Genomic DNA, 14,586 nt, shown 5'->3' on the forward strand with positions numbered 1-14,586 from the left:
ATAGGCACTTTAAAACTGTAACCATATATTAACCAGCCTATTCGATGGCCGCCAAGAGCTTGCGCAATACGCTACTAGCACCATCAACCAAGCCGATTACCAAGCGTACCGTCAGCTAACCTACTTGCCGAACCAAGTAGCCGGTTTATATGGCCAACTGTTGGCTCAAAACCTATACCAAGCAGGTAATAAAGAAACCAAAGTCAGCGGGCACCTAAAAGGCTTACAAGCAAAACTGTACTTCCACAGCGATTATCAAAACAGCACGCTTAGGGTGAGTGGTGTTGATAGCCAAAACAACTACGGGTTCCGTTACAACGCCTATGGCGTAGTCTCAAGCCAATATCAGAACGACGATGATGATTGGGATGATGATAAAAACGAAGGTTACAGCGCCAGCAGCATACACACAAGAACCAACAATTTAATACCGTACCAATACACCGGTAAATACCGTGAAAGCATCAGTGGGTTCAACCACATGGACGCGCGTTGGTACAACCCAACAGTAGGGCGGTTCATCCAACCCGATCAATACAATCACTTGAATTTAATGCTGCCAAAAGGCGCACAAAGTGAATTGATGCGGTATATTGGACGCACGCAAAGTGATTTATTAAAAGACCCAGCTCAGCAGATGCGTTATGGGTATGTGAGTGGGAATGCGTTGCGTTGGGTGGATCCGTTGGGGTTGATTGAAAATAATGAGAAATTAGAAGTAAATATTAGTGTGGATAGAGGAGCTATATCGAGTGGAGATATTCAATATTTGTTACCATTTATAAATTCTAAGCCTGAGTACCAAGCAAGTTTTTTAGGAAGCTTAGATGAAAATCACGATAATATTACTGGTAATGAAAATCCATTTACTGAGAGCGTAAATGATTTGTACGATCCAACTAACCTTTCAGTAAGTAACTTAAGTTTGTTACAGAGTTTATTTGGAGACCAGTCGCCAGAACAAAAATATGGTGAATACGACACTAGAAAAAATGATTGGACTGGAACGCTAACGACGTGGGAGCAATCTACAGGAGATTTCAAAGTATTTGATCGAAATGGGAATACAGTTGCTTCAGGAAGCTCTTTTTCTGGCTACCAAGGATTTCATAATAGTAGTGCTTTTGAACATCGAGATAACCTAGGTGCAGCTCCTAGGGGTTTGTATATGCAGGGACCTATTGTGGACTTACCAGGGACTACTGTTGAAGGAATGCAGCTATTCCCTTCACCATATAATGATATGCATGCAGATGGAGATGGGTATAGAGACAGCTTATATTTTCATGGGGCAAACAGTACTGCCACCCAAACCCGTTCAAGGGGCTGCCCGATATTGAATTTAACTGATAGGAATAAAACAGAGGAGAATGGTCTTGTTGTCATATACTAGATTTACAATTGCTATTATTGTTGCCATATTTAACGGTTGCTCATATGGTGCGGCGGCGCCTTTGAATATAGAGGGCATAAAAGTTGTAGGTCCAAATATAATAATATTTAAATCAACTGTAGAAGAAATATTTGGTGTGAAATCTCAGGCTAATGAATTGAATTGCGTATCTACAAAAAGTGGCATTCTGGGATTCGTTAAAGTATTTCCAGAGATGGAAAGAAATGTTATTAAATCAATTGAATTCAGGAATGACCTTGAAAAGGCGTATTGCACTAGGACGATTAACTTTGAAGGGGCTGGGATTCATGATTTATTAGGAAAAAAGTATAGCAATGCAATTGAAAAAGTATTAACAGAGTTGGCTCCAAGTGAACTTAGTTTTAGAAAGCGAAGTTATTTTAATGAGTCTAACCAAGTTGTACATAAGTTCACTTATTCTGAATACATATCGCCTAGCACTAAGGTCAAAAAATACAATATTGAATATTCAAAAATTATAGAGGGCTTTGTGGGTATTGATCTCCCTTTTAATGATGTAATTTCTGTAGAATTGACATTGCTTAGTAACAATGAAATAGACAGTGTTTTAATAATTAGAGGCTTCTCTTGGTAAATTTTCGAACTAATATGGACGCGCACTCTAGCAGGGTTTTAGTGCCAATCTAAATGTTATTGAACTCTTTAGCAATAACTTAATAAGACAGGCACTTTAAACTCCCAAAACCAGCACCAACGGCACCCGCGATGTAAAACTGTACAACGAACGCGGTGACATCATTGCCATTGCTTTCCAACGCCCGCAAACCAGCAAAGAGCTGAAAAAGGGCCAACAATACGGTTTTGATACCCAACTGTTCGATGACTACCAACGCGAACGCAAAGCACCTAACTATGCCGATCTATACAGTTTTGAAAACCACCTATACCAAGTAGAACAACAACTAAAAACCGCCTACCCAGAAAACGGCTATGTGTTAACCGACCTCATCGTGTACCAATGGAACGAAGTCGGTAACTTAATGGCCAAATATGACGCCAGTGAAAAAACACAGAACAGCTACTTCTACGATTACGACGCCGCCGACCGTTTAACTCAAGCGTTTGAAGGTAAATACACCACCGTGTACAACTGGGATGCCAGCGGCAACCTAGAAAGTAAAACCCAAAAAGGCAAAACGTTCGTCTACACCTACAACGAAGCCAACCAACTCACTCATGCACGTGAGTGGGAACGTGATGATGAAGATGACGACCATGACGAAGATGAGTTTGAATGGGACGACCGCGTCGACACCCAGTACCAATACAGCCGCAACGGAGAACTCACACAAACCACTGCAACAGATGACGATAACGACCAGCACACCACGCAATACAACAGCGATGCCTATGGCCGCTTAATTGCCATCATTGGTGACAATCAAGACACCTTAACGTTTGCCTACGACAGCCGTGACCGCCGCATCCTCAGCGCCTTCCAAGGTTGGGTAAGAGAAGATGACGACGATGATGATTGGGACGAAGACGATGATGACGATGACGACCACAATGAAGATTGGGGTGACGACGATCGCGATGATGATGACGATGACAACAAAAAAGGTAAAAACAACACCAAGCTGCCAACCGGCCACAACGCCAAGAACAGCAACTATGTGTTAACCAGCCTGTTCGATGGCCGCCAAGAGCTAGCGCAATACGCAACCAGCGCCATCAACCAAGCCGATTACCAAGCGTACCGTCAGCTAACGTTCTTGCCGAACCAAGTAGCGGGTTTGTATGGCCAACTGTTGGCGCAAAACCTCTACCAAGCCGGCAATAAAGAAACCAAAGTCAGCGGGCACCTAAAAGGCTTACAAGCAAAACTGTACTTCCACAGTGATTACCAAAACAGCACACTGCGAGTGAGCGGCATTGATAGCCAAAACAACTACGGGTTCCGTTACAACGCCTTTGGCGTAGTAACAAGCCAATACCAGAACGACGACGATGATTGGGATGATGACGACTTTAGCGCCAGCAGCATACACACAAGAACCAACAACCTAATACCGTATCAATACACCGGCAAATACCGTGAAAGCATCAGTGGGTTCAACCACATGGACGCGCGTTGGTACAACCCAAAAGTGGGTCGGTTCATCCAACCCGATCAATACAACCATGTGAATTTAATGCTGCCAAAAGGCGCACAAAGTGAATTGTTGCGGTATATTGGACGCACTCAAAGTGATTTATTGAAGGACCATGCTCAGCAGATGCGTTATGGGTATGTGAGTGGGAATGCGTTGCGTTGGGTGGATCCGTTGGGGTTGGTTCAGTTTAAAGGGTCTGCGATTGGAGTGCCTATAAAAACGGAAAGCATTGGTTTAGATACCTATGGGCAAAAAGGTGCACCAGTGCAAAAAATTGGAAGCTCTGCTCCTAGAAGTGGCTTTGAACGAATATTTAATATTGGGGCAAGTTACGGCATTGGCAAAATTTCTGGCGGAATTATGAAAATCAGGCCTAAAACAGGAGTGATTGTTCCAAATCCTATATCAGTAGCTATTCTTGCGTTTACCGGTGGCTCTGGACTTGCAGAGTGTCAAGAGTTAGATTGTTACGATGAATCTCATGATCTAAATGTCGAGCCAGATAGTATAATTGAATCTGAATTGATTTCTCCCAATATTACAAATATCTGCATGGATATTTCATGTTTGCTTCCAAAAAACCTTGATGATTGTAATTGAGTTTGAGCTTAGCTATGAATACTAGACATCTAAATAATAAATGGATAGCAGGTTTGCTATCTCTTCCTGCCTATCTACTGATTGCGCTGATTTCCATAAATTTTGAAAGTTATAACTGGGTAAAAATGGCAGCATTATTTATTGGGTTGAACTATTTTTACTGGTTGGTTTTTACTTATAATGAATATAGATCACTTACCGTAAGAGAACTGTCTTATGTCTATATGTACTTTTTTTCCCCAGTGATTCTAATAATACTGCTAGTATTAATTGGACCAAAATTTTAACACTTAAATAGATAGGAGCTTAAAAATTCACGAACAAGCCACAATGCCAAGAACAGCAACTATGTGTTAACCAGCCTGTTCGATGGCCGCCAAGAGCTTGCGCAATACGCAACTAGCACCATCAACCAAGCAAATTCCAAAGCGTATCTCTAGCTCACTTATTTACCGAACCAAGTTGCCGGTTTGTATGGCCAACTATTGGCGCAAAACCTCTATCAATCCGGCAATAAAGAAACCAAAGTCAGCGGGCACCTAAAAGGCTTACCAACTTTTTAGGACAGGCACTTTAAAACAGCAACTATGTATTAACCAGCCTGTTCGATGGCCGCCAAGAGCTTGCGCAATACGCTACTAGCACCATCAACCAAGCCGATTACCAAGCGTACCGTCAGCTAACGTACTTGCCGAACCAAGTAGCCGGTTTATATGGCCAACTGTTGGCTCAAAACCTATACCAAGCAGGTAATAAAGAAACCAAAGTCAGCGGGCACCTAAAAGGCTTACAAGCAAAACTGTACTTCCACAGCGATTATCAAAACAGCACGCTTAGGGTGAGTGGTGTTGATAGCCAAAACAACTACGGGTTCCGTTACAACGCCTATGGCGTAGTCTCAAGCCAATATCAGAGCGATGACGATGATTGGGATGATGACGACTATAGCGCCAGCAGCATCCACACCCGAACCAACAACTTAATACCGTACCAATACACCGGTAAATACCGTGAAAGCATCAGTGGCTTTAACCACATGGACGCACGTTGGTACAACCCTAAAGTAGGGCGGTTCATCCAATCCGATCAATACAATCACGCGAATTTAATGCTGCCAAAAGGCGCACAAAGTGAATTGATGCGGTATATTGGGCGAAGCCAAGGTGACTTGTTGAAAGACCCAGCACAGCAGATGCGTTATGGGTATGTGAGTGGGAATGCGTTGCGTTGGGTGGATCCGTTGGGGTTGTGTGATACCGGCATCAGCCAAGACCAGTGGGTAGCAATGCAATCAGATGCTGACGCTCAATCACAGTATGTGCAGGGCTGGGTAAGCAGCATGCAAGGTACAGGTGCTATAAATTCAGTTGATGAATTGAGCTATTGGGCAGAGCAAACGACCACAGCACCAACTCCAGAAATGGCCGCATCTGTCACTGGGTCGGTGTTAGCTGAAAAGCTCGTTTATTCTGATGACGCTTGGGAAACGTTAGTCATAGGTGCAGCTGCAGGAGGCCGAAGAGTACCTGTAAATAGCCATTTATCAGCAAACCCAACAACAAGAATGACTGCGAGGCAAAACCTTGCTAAGTTAGGTGAGGGTAGAGGCAATGAAATTGTTCGGCAGAGTATTGCAAAGGGCGCAGGAAAAGCATCTGATAAAGCTCCCGACTTCGTAGTCTCACCAGGAGGTACTGCGTTCCCTGTACCCAAAGATGCTACTGGTCCAACGCCTGTTGTGAATCCAGGGGGTAAAACCACGGGCAGCGCTTTCACCGGTGGTAAAGGTGGCGCGAATGGAAAAGTGGATACGATGCGTATCATGAACCCAACGCCTCCGCGTGGTAAAAGCCCTGGTTATCCGAACGGTAACATCAAGTACGAGAATAAGTCCGGCCAAGGGGTAGACCCATATACCGGGCGTACTCTTTCCAATAAAGATAGTCACTTTCCAATAGATTAAGGACTGAATATTTATGGCTGCCCTACAGATTTTGATTGGTCTTATTATCAGTGAGATTGAGGAAGTACATGACTATATTCAGATTGTATTTTCTGATGGTACGACACTGAGTATTTTCAATAACTATGTCTATGACGGTGGTTCAGTATTAGGTATTGAAGGTAAGGAAGTTAAATCTGTAGAGGAGTCTGGTGACGGCATTTTAATTGTTGTTGATGACGGTAGATCTATTTCAATCGGTTTAAAGGATGACGATTACAATGGGCCTGAAGCAATGGTGTTAAGGCAGGAGGGGAAGTCTCCTGTTGTTTGGAACTAATTTAATGTTCCAAAGAGTGGAAAAGGACTAGATACACGAGGTTACGCTAACTCTCTGGACAGGCACAACATAGTAGGGTTATAAGCCAATCGTAAGCTCACCTACTTGCCGAACCAAGTTGCCGGTTTATATGGCCAACTGTTGGCTCAAAACCTATACCAAGCCGGCAATAAAGAAACCAAAGTCAGCGGGCACCTAAAAGGCTTACAAGGCAAACTGTATTTCCACAGCGACTATCAAAACAGCACACTGAGAGTAAGTGGCGTTGATAGCCAAAACAACTACGGGTTCCGTTACAACGCCTTTGGAGTAGTTTCAAGCCAATATCAGAACGGGAATGATGATGGCTGCTACAGCGCCAGCTGCATACACACCCGAACCAACAACTTAATACCGTACCAATACACCGGTAAATACCGCGAAAGCATCAGCGGACTTAACCACATGGACGCTCGCTGGTACAACCCTAAAGTAGAGCGGTTCATCCAACCCGATCAATACAATCACGTGAATTTAATGCTGCCAAAAGGCGCACAAAGTAACTTAATAGGACAGGCACTTTATAGCTCAAAACCTATACCAATCAGGCAACAAAGAAACCAAAGTCAGTGGGCACCTAAAAGGCTTACAAGCTAAACTGTACTTCCAAAGCGATTATCAAAACAGCACACTGCGCGTGAGCGGCATTGATAGCCAAAACAACTACGGGTTCCGTTACAACGCCTTTGGCGTAGTCTCAAGCCAATATCAGAACGATGACGATGATTGGGATGATGACGACTATAGCGCCAGCAGCATACACACAAGAACCAACAATTTAATACCGTACCAATACACCGGTAAATACCGTGAAAGCATCAGTGGCTTTAACCACATGGACGCGCGTTGGTACAACCCTAAAGTAGGGCGGTTCATCCAACCCGATCAATACAATCACGCGAATTTAATGCTGCCGAAAGGCGCACAAAGTGAATTGATGCGGTATATTGGGCGCACGCAAAGTGATTTGTTAAAAGACCCTTCTCAGCAGATGCGTTATGGGTATGTGAGCGGGAATGCGTTGAGATGGGTGGATCCGTTGGGGTTGGCACCAGATAAAGAAATTGATGTTGTTGGGTTTGTAGTTATTGACTCTACATCTGAAGCAATTGATCATTATTACAACGGCTATGGTGTGCCAGCGGCCTTAGGTGAATACACTATAAATGCTGTAATTAATAATGATACCCACAAAGGAAAAGAAGACAAAATCATTGCTGGTAATTCAACTAGTTTAAGCGGGGATTATGGCATCAATTTGACTTGGAATTTAAATACTTACCACGTAGGAGATACTCCAATTGTGTATAAAACTATATGTGATAGCTATGAAACTTGTAAAACTACATTTACTGCTTTCTCAAATGATGGTTTCTGGGATGCCGATATTTTTGCAAATGACGATGATGGTCCTGGTCCCGAAGCAGAATATGAAGGTGGCGTAGTATATCCATACATTCCTTATGAGTGGACAATAGAGTACGATAATCCATATCCTACAGAAGCTATTCCATGGCAACCGTATGACCCATGCCGAAGTGATAAACCGAAAACTACAGGGGCGCAATCATGATAGTTATATATAGCCTTTGGTTCGGGGTTTTTATCTTAGCGATAACTTATTTCAGTAAGTTGGTAACTCATAATCGATTGCTCAAATCTTCTTTTCTTTTACTATTTTTTTTATTATTAAGCAGTATTTCGTATCTACTGGTTTTAGATTTCTATCTAGAATACAGACTTTGGCAATTTGATTTAGACCAAGACGGTTTCTTCTCCGCAAGAGAATCGACTTCTGAGCAACAAGTGATTTATAAAAAAGTTATGAATGATACTGGCCGGACTTTTGCACTAATACTGTTTCCAATAATAAATATTATAACTACTTTAATATTCTATATTGGAGGGTTAGGGGTATTGCTTTATTTAAAGAAAAAAAGAATATAGCCTTTGAGGGTAAAACCGAACCATCGATAACACCGATGACCTCAACGGCCGTCGCATAAGGTTAGCCACCGATCTCACCCAAGTGAATTACGAACGCGATGCGTCGGGCCGCATACATACCCTAACCACGCAAGAAGACCGCTTCGAGTTTGGCTACAACGCCCTTAACCGCGTGGTGACCAAAACAGCACTCTTCGAGTAAGCGGTATCGATAGCCAAAACAACTACGGGTTCCGCTACAACGCGTTTGGGGTGGTCTCAAGCCAATACCAGAACGGGAATGATGATGGCGGCTACAGCGCCAGCAGTATCCACACCCGAACCAACAATCTAGTTCCATACCAATACACCGGCAAATACCGTGAAAGCATCAGAATAATTTAACAGGACAGGCACTTTAAATTTATCATCAGCATGCCAACAGCAATCATCGTGACAAGTATGGACACGCAATCTAACAGGGTTGGAGTACTAATTTAAAAGAAATAATATGGACATATATGAACTTAATAGGACAGACACTTTAATATTAATAGTCAGCAAGTTAACTGTAATCACTAGTACTATGAAGTGATCCTGTATCTTTTGTTATTCTTGATTGACGCAGGCGTTAAAAGCGCGAAATTCAGGATGCACAAAGCCTTCAGCTCCCTGAATTATTGGGATCTGAATATGAAGTTGGTATTAGCTAAGAATAGGGCTAGTAGCAGGCACTCTCTGGTACCCCAGATGCGTACATTTAAACTTCACGGAACTTAATGAGCCTGCCATGACTTTAAAACTGGTTTCAAAATACTTCACATTCTGAAGCCAGTTTTTAGGGTCTATCTTTAACCGCTCAAGAATAGGCGGAAGTGATTGGTCAATAGCGCCGCGCTTGTCGTTTCTTAAAATTCGGCCAGTCCAATCTAATAACTCTAAATAGTCGGTGAGTTTAAAAGGAAGGCCGGTAGGCATGGGTTCACGCGGGTTCCCGATGAACATCAGTAAAACGTTAGGCTGGGTAAGATTTAAGGCGTCTGGTTTGGTACGTTTCGCTGCGTCGATCCGTTTTTTAGCTGAGGTGTGTTCAGAGGTTTCTGGGCTTTCAGCCATTTTCGCTCGCATAGGGTTAAGATCAACGTAAGCCAAACAGGCTGCTAGGGCTTTGTCGTCCAATAGCGCTTGCGATTTAAAGCCCTGGTCCGCATCCGGTTCCCAGAATTTGCCAGTACAAACATCTTCGCGGTTGGCCTCACGGGCAATGTGTTCATTGAGTACCTTCATGAACCAACTGATGTTACCCAGCCGTTCGCGCCATTGCTCGGCCATTTCATTGACCACATGTAATTCAGCCTCACACAGATCATCACCACGAACGTAGCGATTCACTAATAGATTGCCTCTAAACAAACCAGACCAACGTTCAAGCACTTCAAAATCGGTTAACTGCGCTTGTTTTGCGCTATTTATAAATAGCACCACATGATAATGGTTAGACATAACCGCATAAGCACACACATCAATGCAAAACACTTGGCCGAGCGCTAATATCTTCTGCTCAACCCAGCTTCGACGGTGCTCATAGCTTACTTGGGTATAAGGATCTAACCCACACAGAAAGGCTCGACGAACACAGCGAGACACGCAGTAATAATAGGGTGTAGCGTCAACGGCGATCTGACACTTCCTTGGTTTTGGCATAATCGAATCCTTGAGTATGCAACGTAGGCTGTATATATAACCAGTTGTTGGTGTAAACGTCAAGAGTTAGAGTGTGTGTCCTGTTAAGTTTTATGGGTATGTGAGTGGGAATGCGTTGCGTTGGGTGGATCCGTTGGGGTTGGATGGAAGGTCGACAACATTGGAAATTCTTTCAGCACCGGTTGCTGGAATTTCAGGACTAATTACATTGCTTGCGACTGGTGACATTGATGCCGCGGCTGGAGTTCAAAAAGGCGTAACAGAAAGCTTTGTAGATGGAACAGCTTTTAACAGAGCATCTAGTGCTGCTGTCGCTGAATTGGGCATTTTAGGTGCTTCTGGTCAACTTGCTATTGGGGTGATGGGGACTCCAGTAAATAAATTTGTGCGAGCTGGCACTCTTTCCCATGGGGTAGGGAACTATATGGGAAGTGTAACAAACCTAAGTAATGTAATTTATGGTACAAGTGAAGAAAATAATATCGTTAAAGAGGGATATAAAGCTGTTTCTGAAGCGATAACGGGTAATGAAAAAGCTGGAGAATTAACTTTTAACTTAGTTGACTTAGGGCTCGGACTAGCAGTAGCAAGTACTCAAGTACCTAAAAGTGGGAGTGCTGTTATAAAATCTGGTCCTAATCCTCTAAAATTGGAAGCGCATATTGAAAAAACCATGATAACAGATGCAGCCGGGTGGGTTATTGCAAATGATATTTATCAATTAGGATCAACTCTTGTTAACACAGTAAAGTCTGCTTTGAATAATAATGATGAGGAATGTCAAAAATGATTGTATATGTTTTTCTTCTGTTTATCTTAAGCTTAACTGGGCTGCGTTGGTTCATCATTCGGAAAACGAATAAGAAAAAGATTTTCTTAAATGTGGTTATTACCGTTGTTCAGTTTGTTCTCGCTGTTGCCTGTATGTTTTATCTTGATAATGAGCAGAGAATAGTTTGGGTAATCATAGCTATAACGATTGATAACTTTTACTTCAGGAAGCTAAGTGATCGCAATCAAAGGAATTAGAGTCATTGATGATCAAACCGCTCTGAACACTTAGGTCAATCTACCTCCTTATCTGCAACTCAATAATTAATATGGACACACACTCTATAGACACAGGAGCACAATGTTTGGACAGTAAGATATATAGGCAAAAAAGATGAACTCTATAATTATTTATGAAACTAGTAAATTCTGGCAGCATAGGTATTTAATTTGGTATCTACTCTTAACACTAGTTTTATTTGTTTCTGCAAGCTATTTTCGAGGACAAATAGATAGTTTGAGTTCGCTGGTTGGATATCTGGGATTATGTTTTGTCCTAGCTGTTTATTTCGTTGCTGCTTATTGGAGTGAACGAAATATAGTCAACAAGATATATTTTGATCAAACCGTCAAAGAATTATTGGTTATAAATGCAGTCTTCCAAAGATTTGAAGTGAGTATTTCTGATATATATAGCATTAGGGAGTTGGATGCCAAAGACAAACTGAATAAATTAGGTTCTAGAGAATGGGTTATTGAGGCTAGAGGTAATTTGAGATTTTCAATATTACCTGCTTCAAAAGGATTCGAAGAACTATCTAATTTATTGCAAAATACTAACTAGTTTGTTGGCAAATATCCTAACGGACATATCCTAACGGACAGGCACTTTAAAATTCCAAAACCAGCACCAACCGCACCCGCGATGTAAAACTGTACAATGAGCGCGGTGAAGTCATCGCCATCGCCTTCCAACGCCCGCAAACCAGCAAAGGGCTGAAGAAAGGCTACCAATACGGGTTCGACACAGATTACAAACGCGAACAACTAATATGGACACGCACTCTAGCAAGATTTGAATGCCAATTTAGATGTTATAAACTTAATAGGACAGACACTTTAATATTAATAGTCAGCAAGTTAACTGTAATCACTAGTACTATGAAGTGATCCTGTATCTTTTGTTATTCTTGATTGACGCAGGCGTTAAAAGCGAAATAATTTAACAGGACAGGCACTTTAAATTTATCATCAGCATGCCAACAGCAATCATCGTGACTAGTATGGACACGCAATCTAACAGGGTTGGAGTACTAAATTAAAAGAAATAATATGGACATATATAGACGCCCTATTGATGTCAACCAATATCACCTCCGACAGCTAAGACTTCTGAGCTGTAAATTATCTTTTCTCTACTCACTAGCCTCTCTCAATTATGAGCAGTCGTACTGACATATATTCAGCTTCACTTTGGAAGTATTATAAGTTTACTTCCGAGCCTGATGAAAGCCGCACCTGACACTCTAAAACACGCACTCGGTAAATTATTAGGACGGGCACTTTAAAACTCAAAAATTTAAAGTAACCGACAGGCCACAAGGCAAAAAACAGCAAGTATGTGTTAACCAGCCTGTTTGTTGGCCGCCAAGAGCTCGCACAATACGCAACCAGCGCCATCAACCAAACCGATTACCAAGCGTACCGTCAGCTAACAAGTAGCCGGTTTGTATGGTCAACTATTGGCTCAAAACCTCTATCAAGCAGGCAATAAAGAAACCAAAGTCAGCAGTCACCTAAAAGGCTTACAAGCCAAACTGTATTTCCACAGTGATTATCAAAACAGCACACTGCGCGTGAGCGGTGTTGATAGCCAAAACAACTACGGGTTCAGTTACAACGCCTTTGGGGTAGTCTCAAGCCAATACCAGAACGATGATGATGATGATAAAAACGAAGGTTACAGCGCCAGCAGTATTCACACCCGCACCAACAACCTAGTTCCATACCAATACACGGTAAATACCGTGAAAGCATCAGCGGGCTTAACCACATGGACGCGCGTTGGTACAACCCAACAGTAGGGCGGTTCATCCAACCCGATCAATACAACCTCGTTAATTTAATGCTGCCAAACGGCGCACAAAGTGAATTGATGCGGTATATTGGGCGCACGCAAAGTGATTTGTTGAAAGACCCAGCTCAGCAGATGCGTTATGGCTATGTGAGTGGGAATGCGTTGCGTTGGGTGGATCCGTTGGGGTTGTGCGAGCCAGTAGATGCTGGTTATGTAGCAGCAGCAGACCCTAATAAAAAAGAAGATAGATATAAAGCATTACAGGGAAAAATTAAGAATGGAGACTCACTTGATGCGGTTGAGGTAGCGATAGTCCAACAAGACTTACTTAAAGATGGTCACGACCTTGGTAAGTGGGGGGTAAATAAAGATGGAGTCGATGGTAGTGCAGGAAGTCAAACAAAATTGGCAATAGAGAAAGAATTAGCTCCATACCAAGGCCGACTTGTTCCAGTTAAATTACCTGGAGTAGGCGATACCTATCTTGATCGAGACTTTAAGGAAAATGTCGAGGATTTCATTTCCTCTGCTGGAGGAAAGGGTGTTAATGTAAGTGTTAATTCAGCCTATCGAACTCCTGAATATCAAAAAAATGTAATTGGTACCGATCCAAACTCTATTACACCAGCAACTAATAGTTTACATTCAGCAAGGTTGGCGATTGACGTAAATTATTCTTCACTGTCAGACATCGAAGGAGGTTTGACGGGTGATAAACAACGTGAAGCCATCAAACAAGCAGCCAATGATGCAGGAATTAGCTGGGGTGGATATTTCAACAAACCAGATAAACCACATTTTTATGTTGATCCTGGTATAGATAGAAAAGAGTTGATTATGAATGCTTAGGAGAGTTTAAATGATTAAACGAATGATTTGGTTATTCTGCTTTTTGTGCTCTTCTTGTGGATTCACGGAACAAAACATTACGAACTGCGAATTCCCAATCGCTGGCACCTTTAGTTCAATGGAATACAATTCTGAGTCAGGTGATTGGCTTGGTATCGCGTTTCTAATAATCAAAGCTTCGGATGGGAGTTTTAATATAGATTTTCAATCTGCTGAAGGCGAACCTCGAGATATATCTAAAGCAGAATTGATCACTAATGGTTGCATGTTTCAAATGAAAATATCTGAAGTGAACGGATACGTGGGGAGCCTCTTTGGTGAGTTTTCAGCAGAGGGAGTGATAAATGCTCAATTCAGTGATGGCATGTTATCACCACGTGGAAATAAGACTTTTTTTGTTAAAAGAGTCAAGTAATTTGAGTGTCTAAGTCGAAGAGAATCTATCTATAGATTTGTAAACAGAATCATAGTTATACGGGCAGGTACTCTATAAAATAAAGCTGACCAAAACGCCAAGAGCTTGCGCAATACGCAATCAGCGCCATCAACCAAGCCGATTACCAAGCGTATCGTCAGCTAACGTACTTGCCAAACCAAGTAGCGGGTTTGTATGGCCAATTGTTGTCGCAAAACCTCTACCAAGCCGGCAATAAAGAGACCAAAGTCAGCGGGCACCTAAAAGGCTTACAAGCAAAACTCTATTTCCACAGTGATTACCAAAACAGCACACTGCGAGTGAGCGGCATAACTTAATAGGACAGACACTTTAATATTAATAGTCAGCAAGTTAACTGTAATCACTAGTAC

Annotated in this window: 23 protein-coding genes; 16 read left to right on the forward strand and 7 right to left on the reverse strand. The window is 42.3% G+C overall.

Annotated features, from left to right (window positions below; translation table 11 throughout):
• The first annotated feature begins 124 nt into the window (after nucleotides 1-124).
• Nucleotides 125-1,393, forward strand: a complete 1,269-nt coding sequence (locus tag QWZ13_RS09570; protein WP_290281576.1) for an RHS repeat-associated core domain-containing protein — start codon at nucleotides 125-127, stop codon at nucleotides 1,391-1,393.
• Nucleotides 1,377-2,009: a hypothetical protein gene (locus tag QWZ13_RS09575; RefSeq protein ID WP_290281577.1), complete on the forward strand. Its 633-nt coding sequence runs from the start codon at nucleotides 1,377-1,379 to the stop codon at nucleotides 2,007-2,009. The genes QWZ13_RS09570 and QWZ13_RS09575 overlap by 17 nt, the downstream gene beginning before the upstream one ends.
• A 79-nt stretch (nucleotides 2,010-2,088) precedes the next feature.
• Here QWZ13_RS09575 and QWZ13_RS09580 read toward each other — a convergent pair whose 3' ends face one another.
• Nucleotides 2,089-2,265 (reverse strand): hypothetical protein, encoded by a 177-nt coding sequence (locus QWZ13_RS09580; protein WP_290281578.1) that lies wholly within the window; start codon nucleotides 2,263-2,265, stop codon nucleotides 2,089-2,091.
• 102 nt (nucleotides 2,266-2,367) lie between these two features.
• Between QWZ13_RS09580 and QWZ13_RS09585 the strand changes: the two genes are divergently transcribed.
• The 6 genes from QWZ13_RS09585 (at nucleotide 2,368) to QWZ13_RS09610 (ending at nucleotide 8,025) form a co-directional block, all read left to right on the forward strand.
• Nucleotides 2,368-4,131 carry an RHS repeat-associated core domain-containing protein gene (locus QWZ13_RS09585; RefSeq protein ID WP_290281579.1) on the forward strand — a complete coding sequence of 588 codons (1,764 nt, stop codon included), beginning with the start codon at nucleotides 2,368-2,370 and terminating at the stop codon, nucleotides 4,129-4,131.
• A gap of 369 nt (nucleotides 4,132-4,500) precedes the next feature.
• Nucleotides 4,501-4,674 carry a hypothetical protein gene (locus tag QWZ13_RS09590; protein WP_290281580.1) on the forward strand — a complete coding sequence of 58 codons (174 nt, stop codon included), beginning with the start codon at nucleotides 4,501-4,503 and terminating at the stop codon, nucleotides 4,672-4,674.
• A gap of 145 nt (nucleotides 4,675-4,819) precedes the next feature.
• Nucleotides 4,820-6,094: an RHS repeat-associated core domain-containing protein gene (locus tag QWZ13_RS09595; protein WP_290281581.1), complete on the forward strand. Its 1,275-nt coding sequence runs from the start codon at nucleotides 4,820-4,822 to the stop codon at nucleotides 6,092-6,094.
• Nucleotides 6,095-6,107: 13 nt separating this feature from the next.
• Complete coding sequence (locus tag QWZ13_RS09600) at nucleotides 6,108-6,413, forward strand: hypothetical protein (protein WP_290281582.1); 306 nt, start codon at nucleotides 6,108-6,110, stop codon at nucleotides 6,411-6,413.
• 105 nt (nucleotides 6,414-6,518) lie between these two features.
• Nucleotides 6,519-7,049 (forward strand): RHS repeat-associated core domain-containing protein, encoded by a 531-nt coding sequence (locus QWZ13_RS09605; RefSeq protein ID WP_290281583.1) that lies wholly within the window; start codon nucleotides 6,519-6,521, stop codon nucleotides 7,047-7,049.
• A gap of 40 nt (nucleotides 7,050-7,089) precedes the next feature.
• On the forward strand, nucleotides 7,090-8,025 hold the full coding sequence (locus QWZ13_RS09610; RefSeq protein ID WP_290281584.1) for an RHS repeat-associated core domain-containing protein: 936 nt from the start codon (nucleotides 7,090-7,092) through the stop codon (nucleotides 8,023-8,025).
• Nucleotides 8,026-8,520: 495 nt separating this feature from the next.
• Here the strand turns inward: QWZ13_RS09610 and QWZ13_RS09615 are convergent, their stop codons facing one another.
• The 3 genes from QWZ13_RS09615 to QWZ13_RS09625 all read right to left on the reverse strand — a co-directional run bounded on the left by QWZ13_RS09615 (nucleotide 8,521) and on the right by QWZ13_RS09625 (nucleotide 10,145).
• Complete coding sequence (locus tag QWZ13_RS09615) at nucleotides 8,521-8,739, reverse strand: hypothetical protein (protein WP_290281585.1); 219 nt, start codon at nucleotides 8,737-8,739, stop codon at nucleotides 8,521-8,523.
• Nucleotides 8,730-8,852 (reverse strand): hypothetical protein, encoded by a 123-nt coding sequence (locus tag QWZ13_RS09620; RefSeq protein WP_290281586.1) that lies wholly within the window; start codon nucleotides 8,850-8,852, stop codon nucleotides 8,730-8,732. Before QWZ13_RS09620 ends, QWZ13_RS09615 begins: the two co-directional genes overlap by 10 nt.
• A gap of 231 nt (nucleotides 8,853-9,083) precedes the next feature.
• Nucleotides 9,084-10,145 carry a transposase gene (locus QWZ13_RS09625; RefSeq protein WP_290281587.1) on the reverse strand — a complete coding sequence of 354 codons (1,062 nt, stop codon included), beginning with the start codon at nucleotides 10,143-10,145 and terminating at the stop codon, nucleotides 9,084-9,086.
• Between the two features lie 97 nt (nucleotides 10,146-10,242).
• Here QWZ13_RS09625 and QWZ13_RS09630 point away from each other — a divergent pair, with 97 nt between their 5' ends.
• Both QWZ13_RS09630 and QWZ13_RS09635 read left to right on the forward strand, forming a co-directional pair.
• Nucleotides 10,243-10,872 carry a hypothetical protein gene (locus QWZ13_RS09630; RefSeq protein WP_290281588.1) on the forward strand — a complete coding sequence of 210 codons (630 nt, stop codon included), beginning with the start codon at nucleotides 10,243-10,245 and terminating at the stop codon, nucleotides 10,870-10,872.
• A 375-nt stretch (nucleotides 10,873-11,247) separates the two neighbouring features.
• Nucleotides 11,248-11,697 carry a hypothetical protein gene (locus tag QWZ13_RS09635; RefSeq protein ID WP_215999273.1) on the forward strand — a complete coding sequence of 150 codons (450 nt, stop codon included), beginning with the start codon at nucleotides 11,248-11,250 and terminating at the stop codon, nucleotides 11,695-11,697.
• Here the strand turns inward: QWZ13_RS09635 and QWZ13_RS09640 are convergent.
• Nucleotides 11,694-11,900: a hypothetical protein gene (locus QWZ13_RS09640; RefSeq protein WP_290281589.1), complete on the reverse strand. Its 207-nt coding sequence runs from the start codon at nucleotides 11,898-11,900 to the stop codon at nucleotides 11,694-11,696. The two genes, QWZ13_RS09635 and QWZ13_RS09640, sit on opposite strands and share 4 nt — an antisense overlap.
• A 285-nt stretch (nucleotides 11,901-12,185) precedes the next feature.
• Here QWZ13_RS09640 and QWZ13_RS09645 point away from each other — a divergent pair, with 285 nt between their 5' ends.
• The gene (locus tag QWZ13_RS09645; protein ID WP_290281590.1) at nucleotides 12,186-12,308 is read left to right on the forward strand and encodes a hypothetical protein; all 123 of its coding nucleotides are present in this window, start codon (nucleotides 12,186-12,188) and stop codon (nucleotides 12,306-12,308) included.
• 27 nt (nucleotides 12,309-12,335) lie between these two features.
• Here QWZ13_RS09645 and QWZ13_RS09650 read toward each other — a convergent pair whose 3' ends face one another.
• Nucleotides 12,336-12,470 (reverse strand): hypothetical protein, encoded by a 135-nt coding sequence (locus QWZ13_RS09650; RefSeq protein ID WP_290281591.1) that lies wholly within the window; start codon nucleotides 12,468-12,470, stop codon nucleotides 12,336-12,338.
• A 4-nt stretch (nucleotides 12,471-12,474) separates the two neighbouring features.
• Here QWZ13_RS09650 and QWZ13_RS09655 point away from each other — a divergent pair, with 4 nt between their 5' ends.
• From QWZ13_RS09655 to QWZ13_RS09665, 3 genes are read left to right on the forward strand one after another with little or no spacing between them, the layout of a single operon-like run.
• Nucleotides 12,475-12,627, forward strand: a complete 153-nt coding sequence (locus QWZ13_RS09655; RefSeq protein ID WP_290281592.1) for a hypothetical protein — start codon at nucleotides 12,475-12,477, stop codon at nucleotides 12,625-12,627.
• Nucleotides 12,581-12,937 (forward strand): hypothetical protein, encoded by a 357-nt coding sequence (locus QWZ13_RS09660; protein ID WP_290281593.1) that lies wholly within the window; start codon nucleotides 12,581-12,583, stop codon nucleotides 12,935-12,937. The genes QWZ13_RS09655 and QWZ13_RS09660 overlap by 47 nt, the downstream gene beginning before the upstream one ends.
• Complete coding sequence (locus QWZ13_RS09665; protein ID WP_290281594.1) at nucleotides 12,907-13,779, forward strand: M15 family metallopeptidase; 873 nt, start codon at nucleotides 12,907-12,909, stop codon at nucleotides 13,777-13,779. The genes QWZ13_RS09660 and QWZ13_RS09665 overlap by 31 nt, the downstream gene beginning before the upstream one ends.
• Before the next feature lie 6 nt (nucleotides 13,780-13,785).
• Here QWZ13_RS09665 and QWZ13_RS09670 read toward each other — a convergent pair whose 3' ends face one another.
• Complete coding sequence (locus QWZ13_RS09670; RefSeq protein ID WP_290281595.1) at nucleotides 13,786-13,953, reverse strand: hypothetical protein; 168 nt, start codon at nucleotides 13,951-13,953, stop codon at nucleotides 13,786-13,788.
• 115 nt (nucleotides 13,954-14,068) lie between these two features.
• Between QWZ13_RS09670 and QWZ13_RS09675 the strand changes: the two genes are divergently transcribed.
• Together QWZ13_RS09675 and QWZ13_RS09680 are read left to right on the forward strand one after the other, a co-directional pair.
• Nucleotides 14,069-14,194, forward strand: a complete 126-nt coding sequence (locus tag QWZ13_RS09675) for a hypothetical protein (protein WP_290281596.1) — start codon at nucleotides 14,069-14,071, stop codon at nucleotides 14,192-14,194.
• A gap of 170 nt (nucleotides 14,195-14,364) precedes the next feature.
• Nucleotides 14,365-14,532 (forward strand): hypothetical protein, encoded by a 168-nt coding sequence (locus QWZ13_RS09680; RefSeq protein WP_290281597.1) that lies wholly within the window; start codon nucleotides 14,365-14,367, stop codon nucleotides 14,530-14,532.
• Nucleotides 14,533-14,586: the final 54 nt, after the last annotated feature.

This window comes from Reinekea marina, assembly GCF_030409715.1.
GTDB classification, from domain to species: Bacteria; Pseudomonadota; Gammaproteobacteria; order Pseudomonadales; family Natronospirillaceae; genus Reinekea; species Reinekea marina.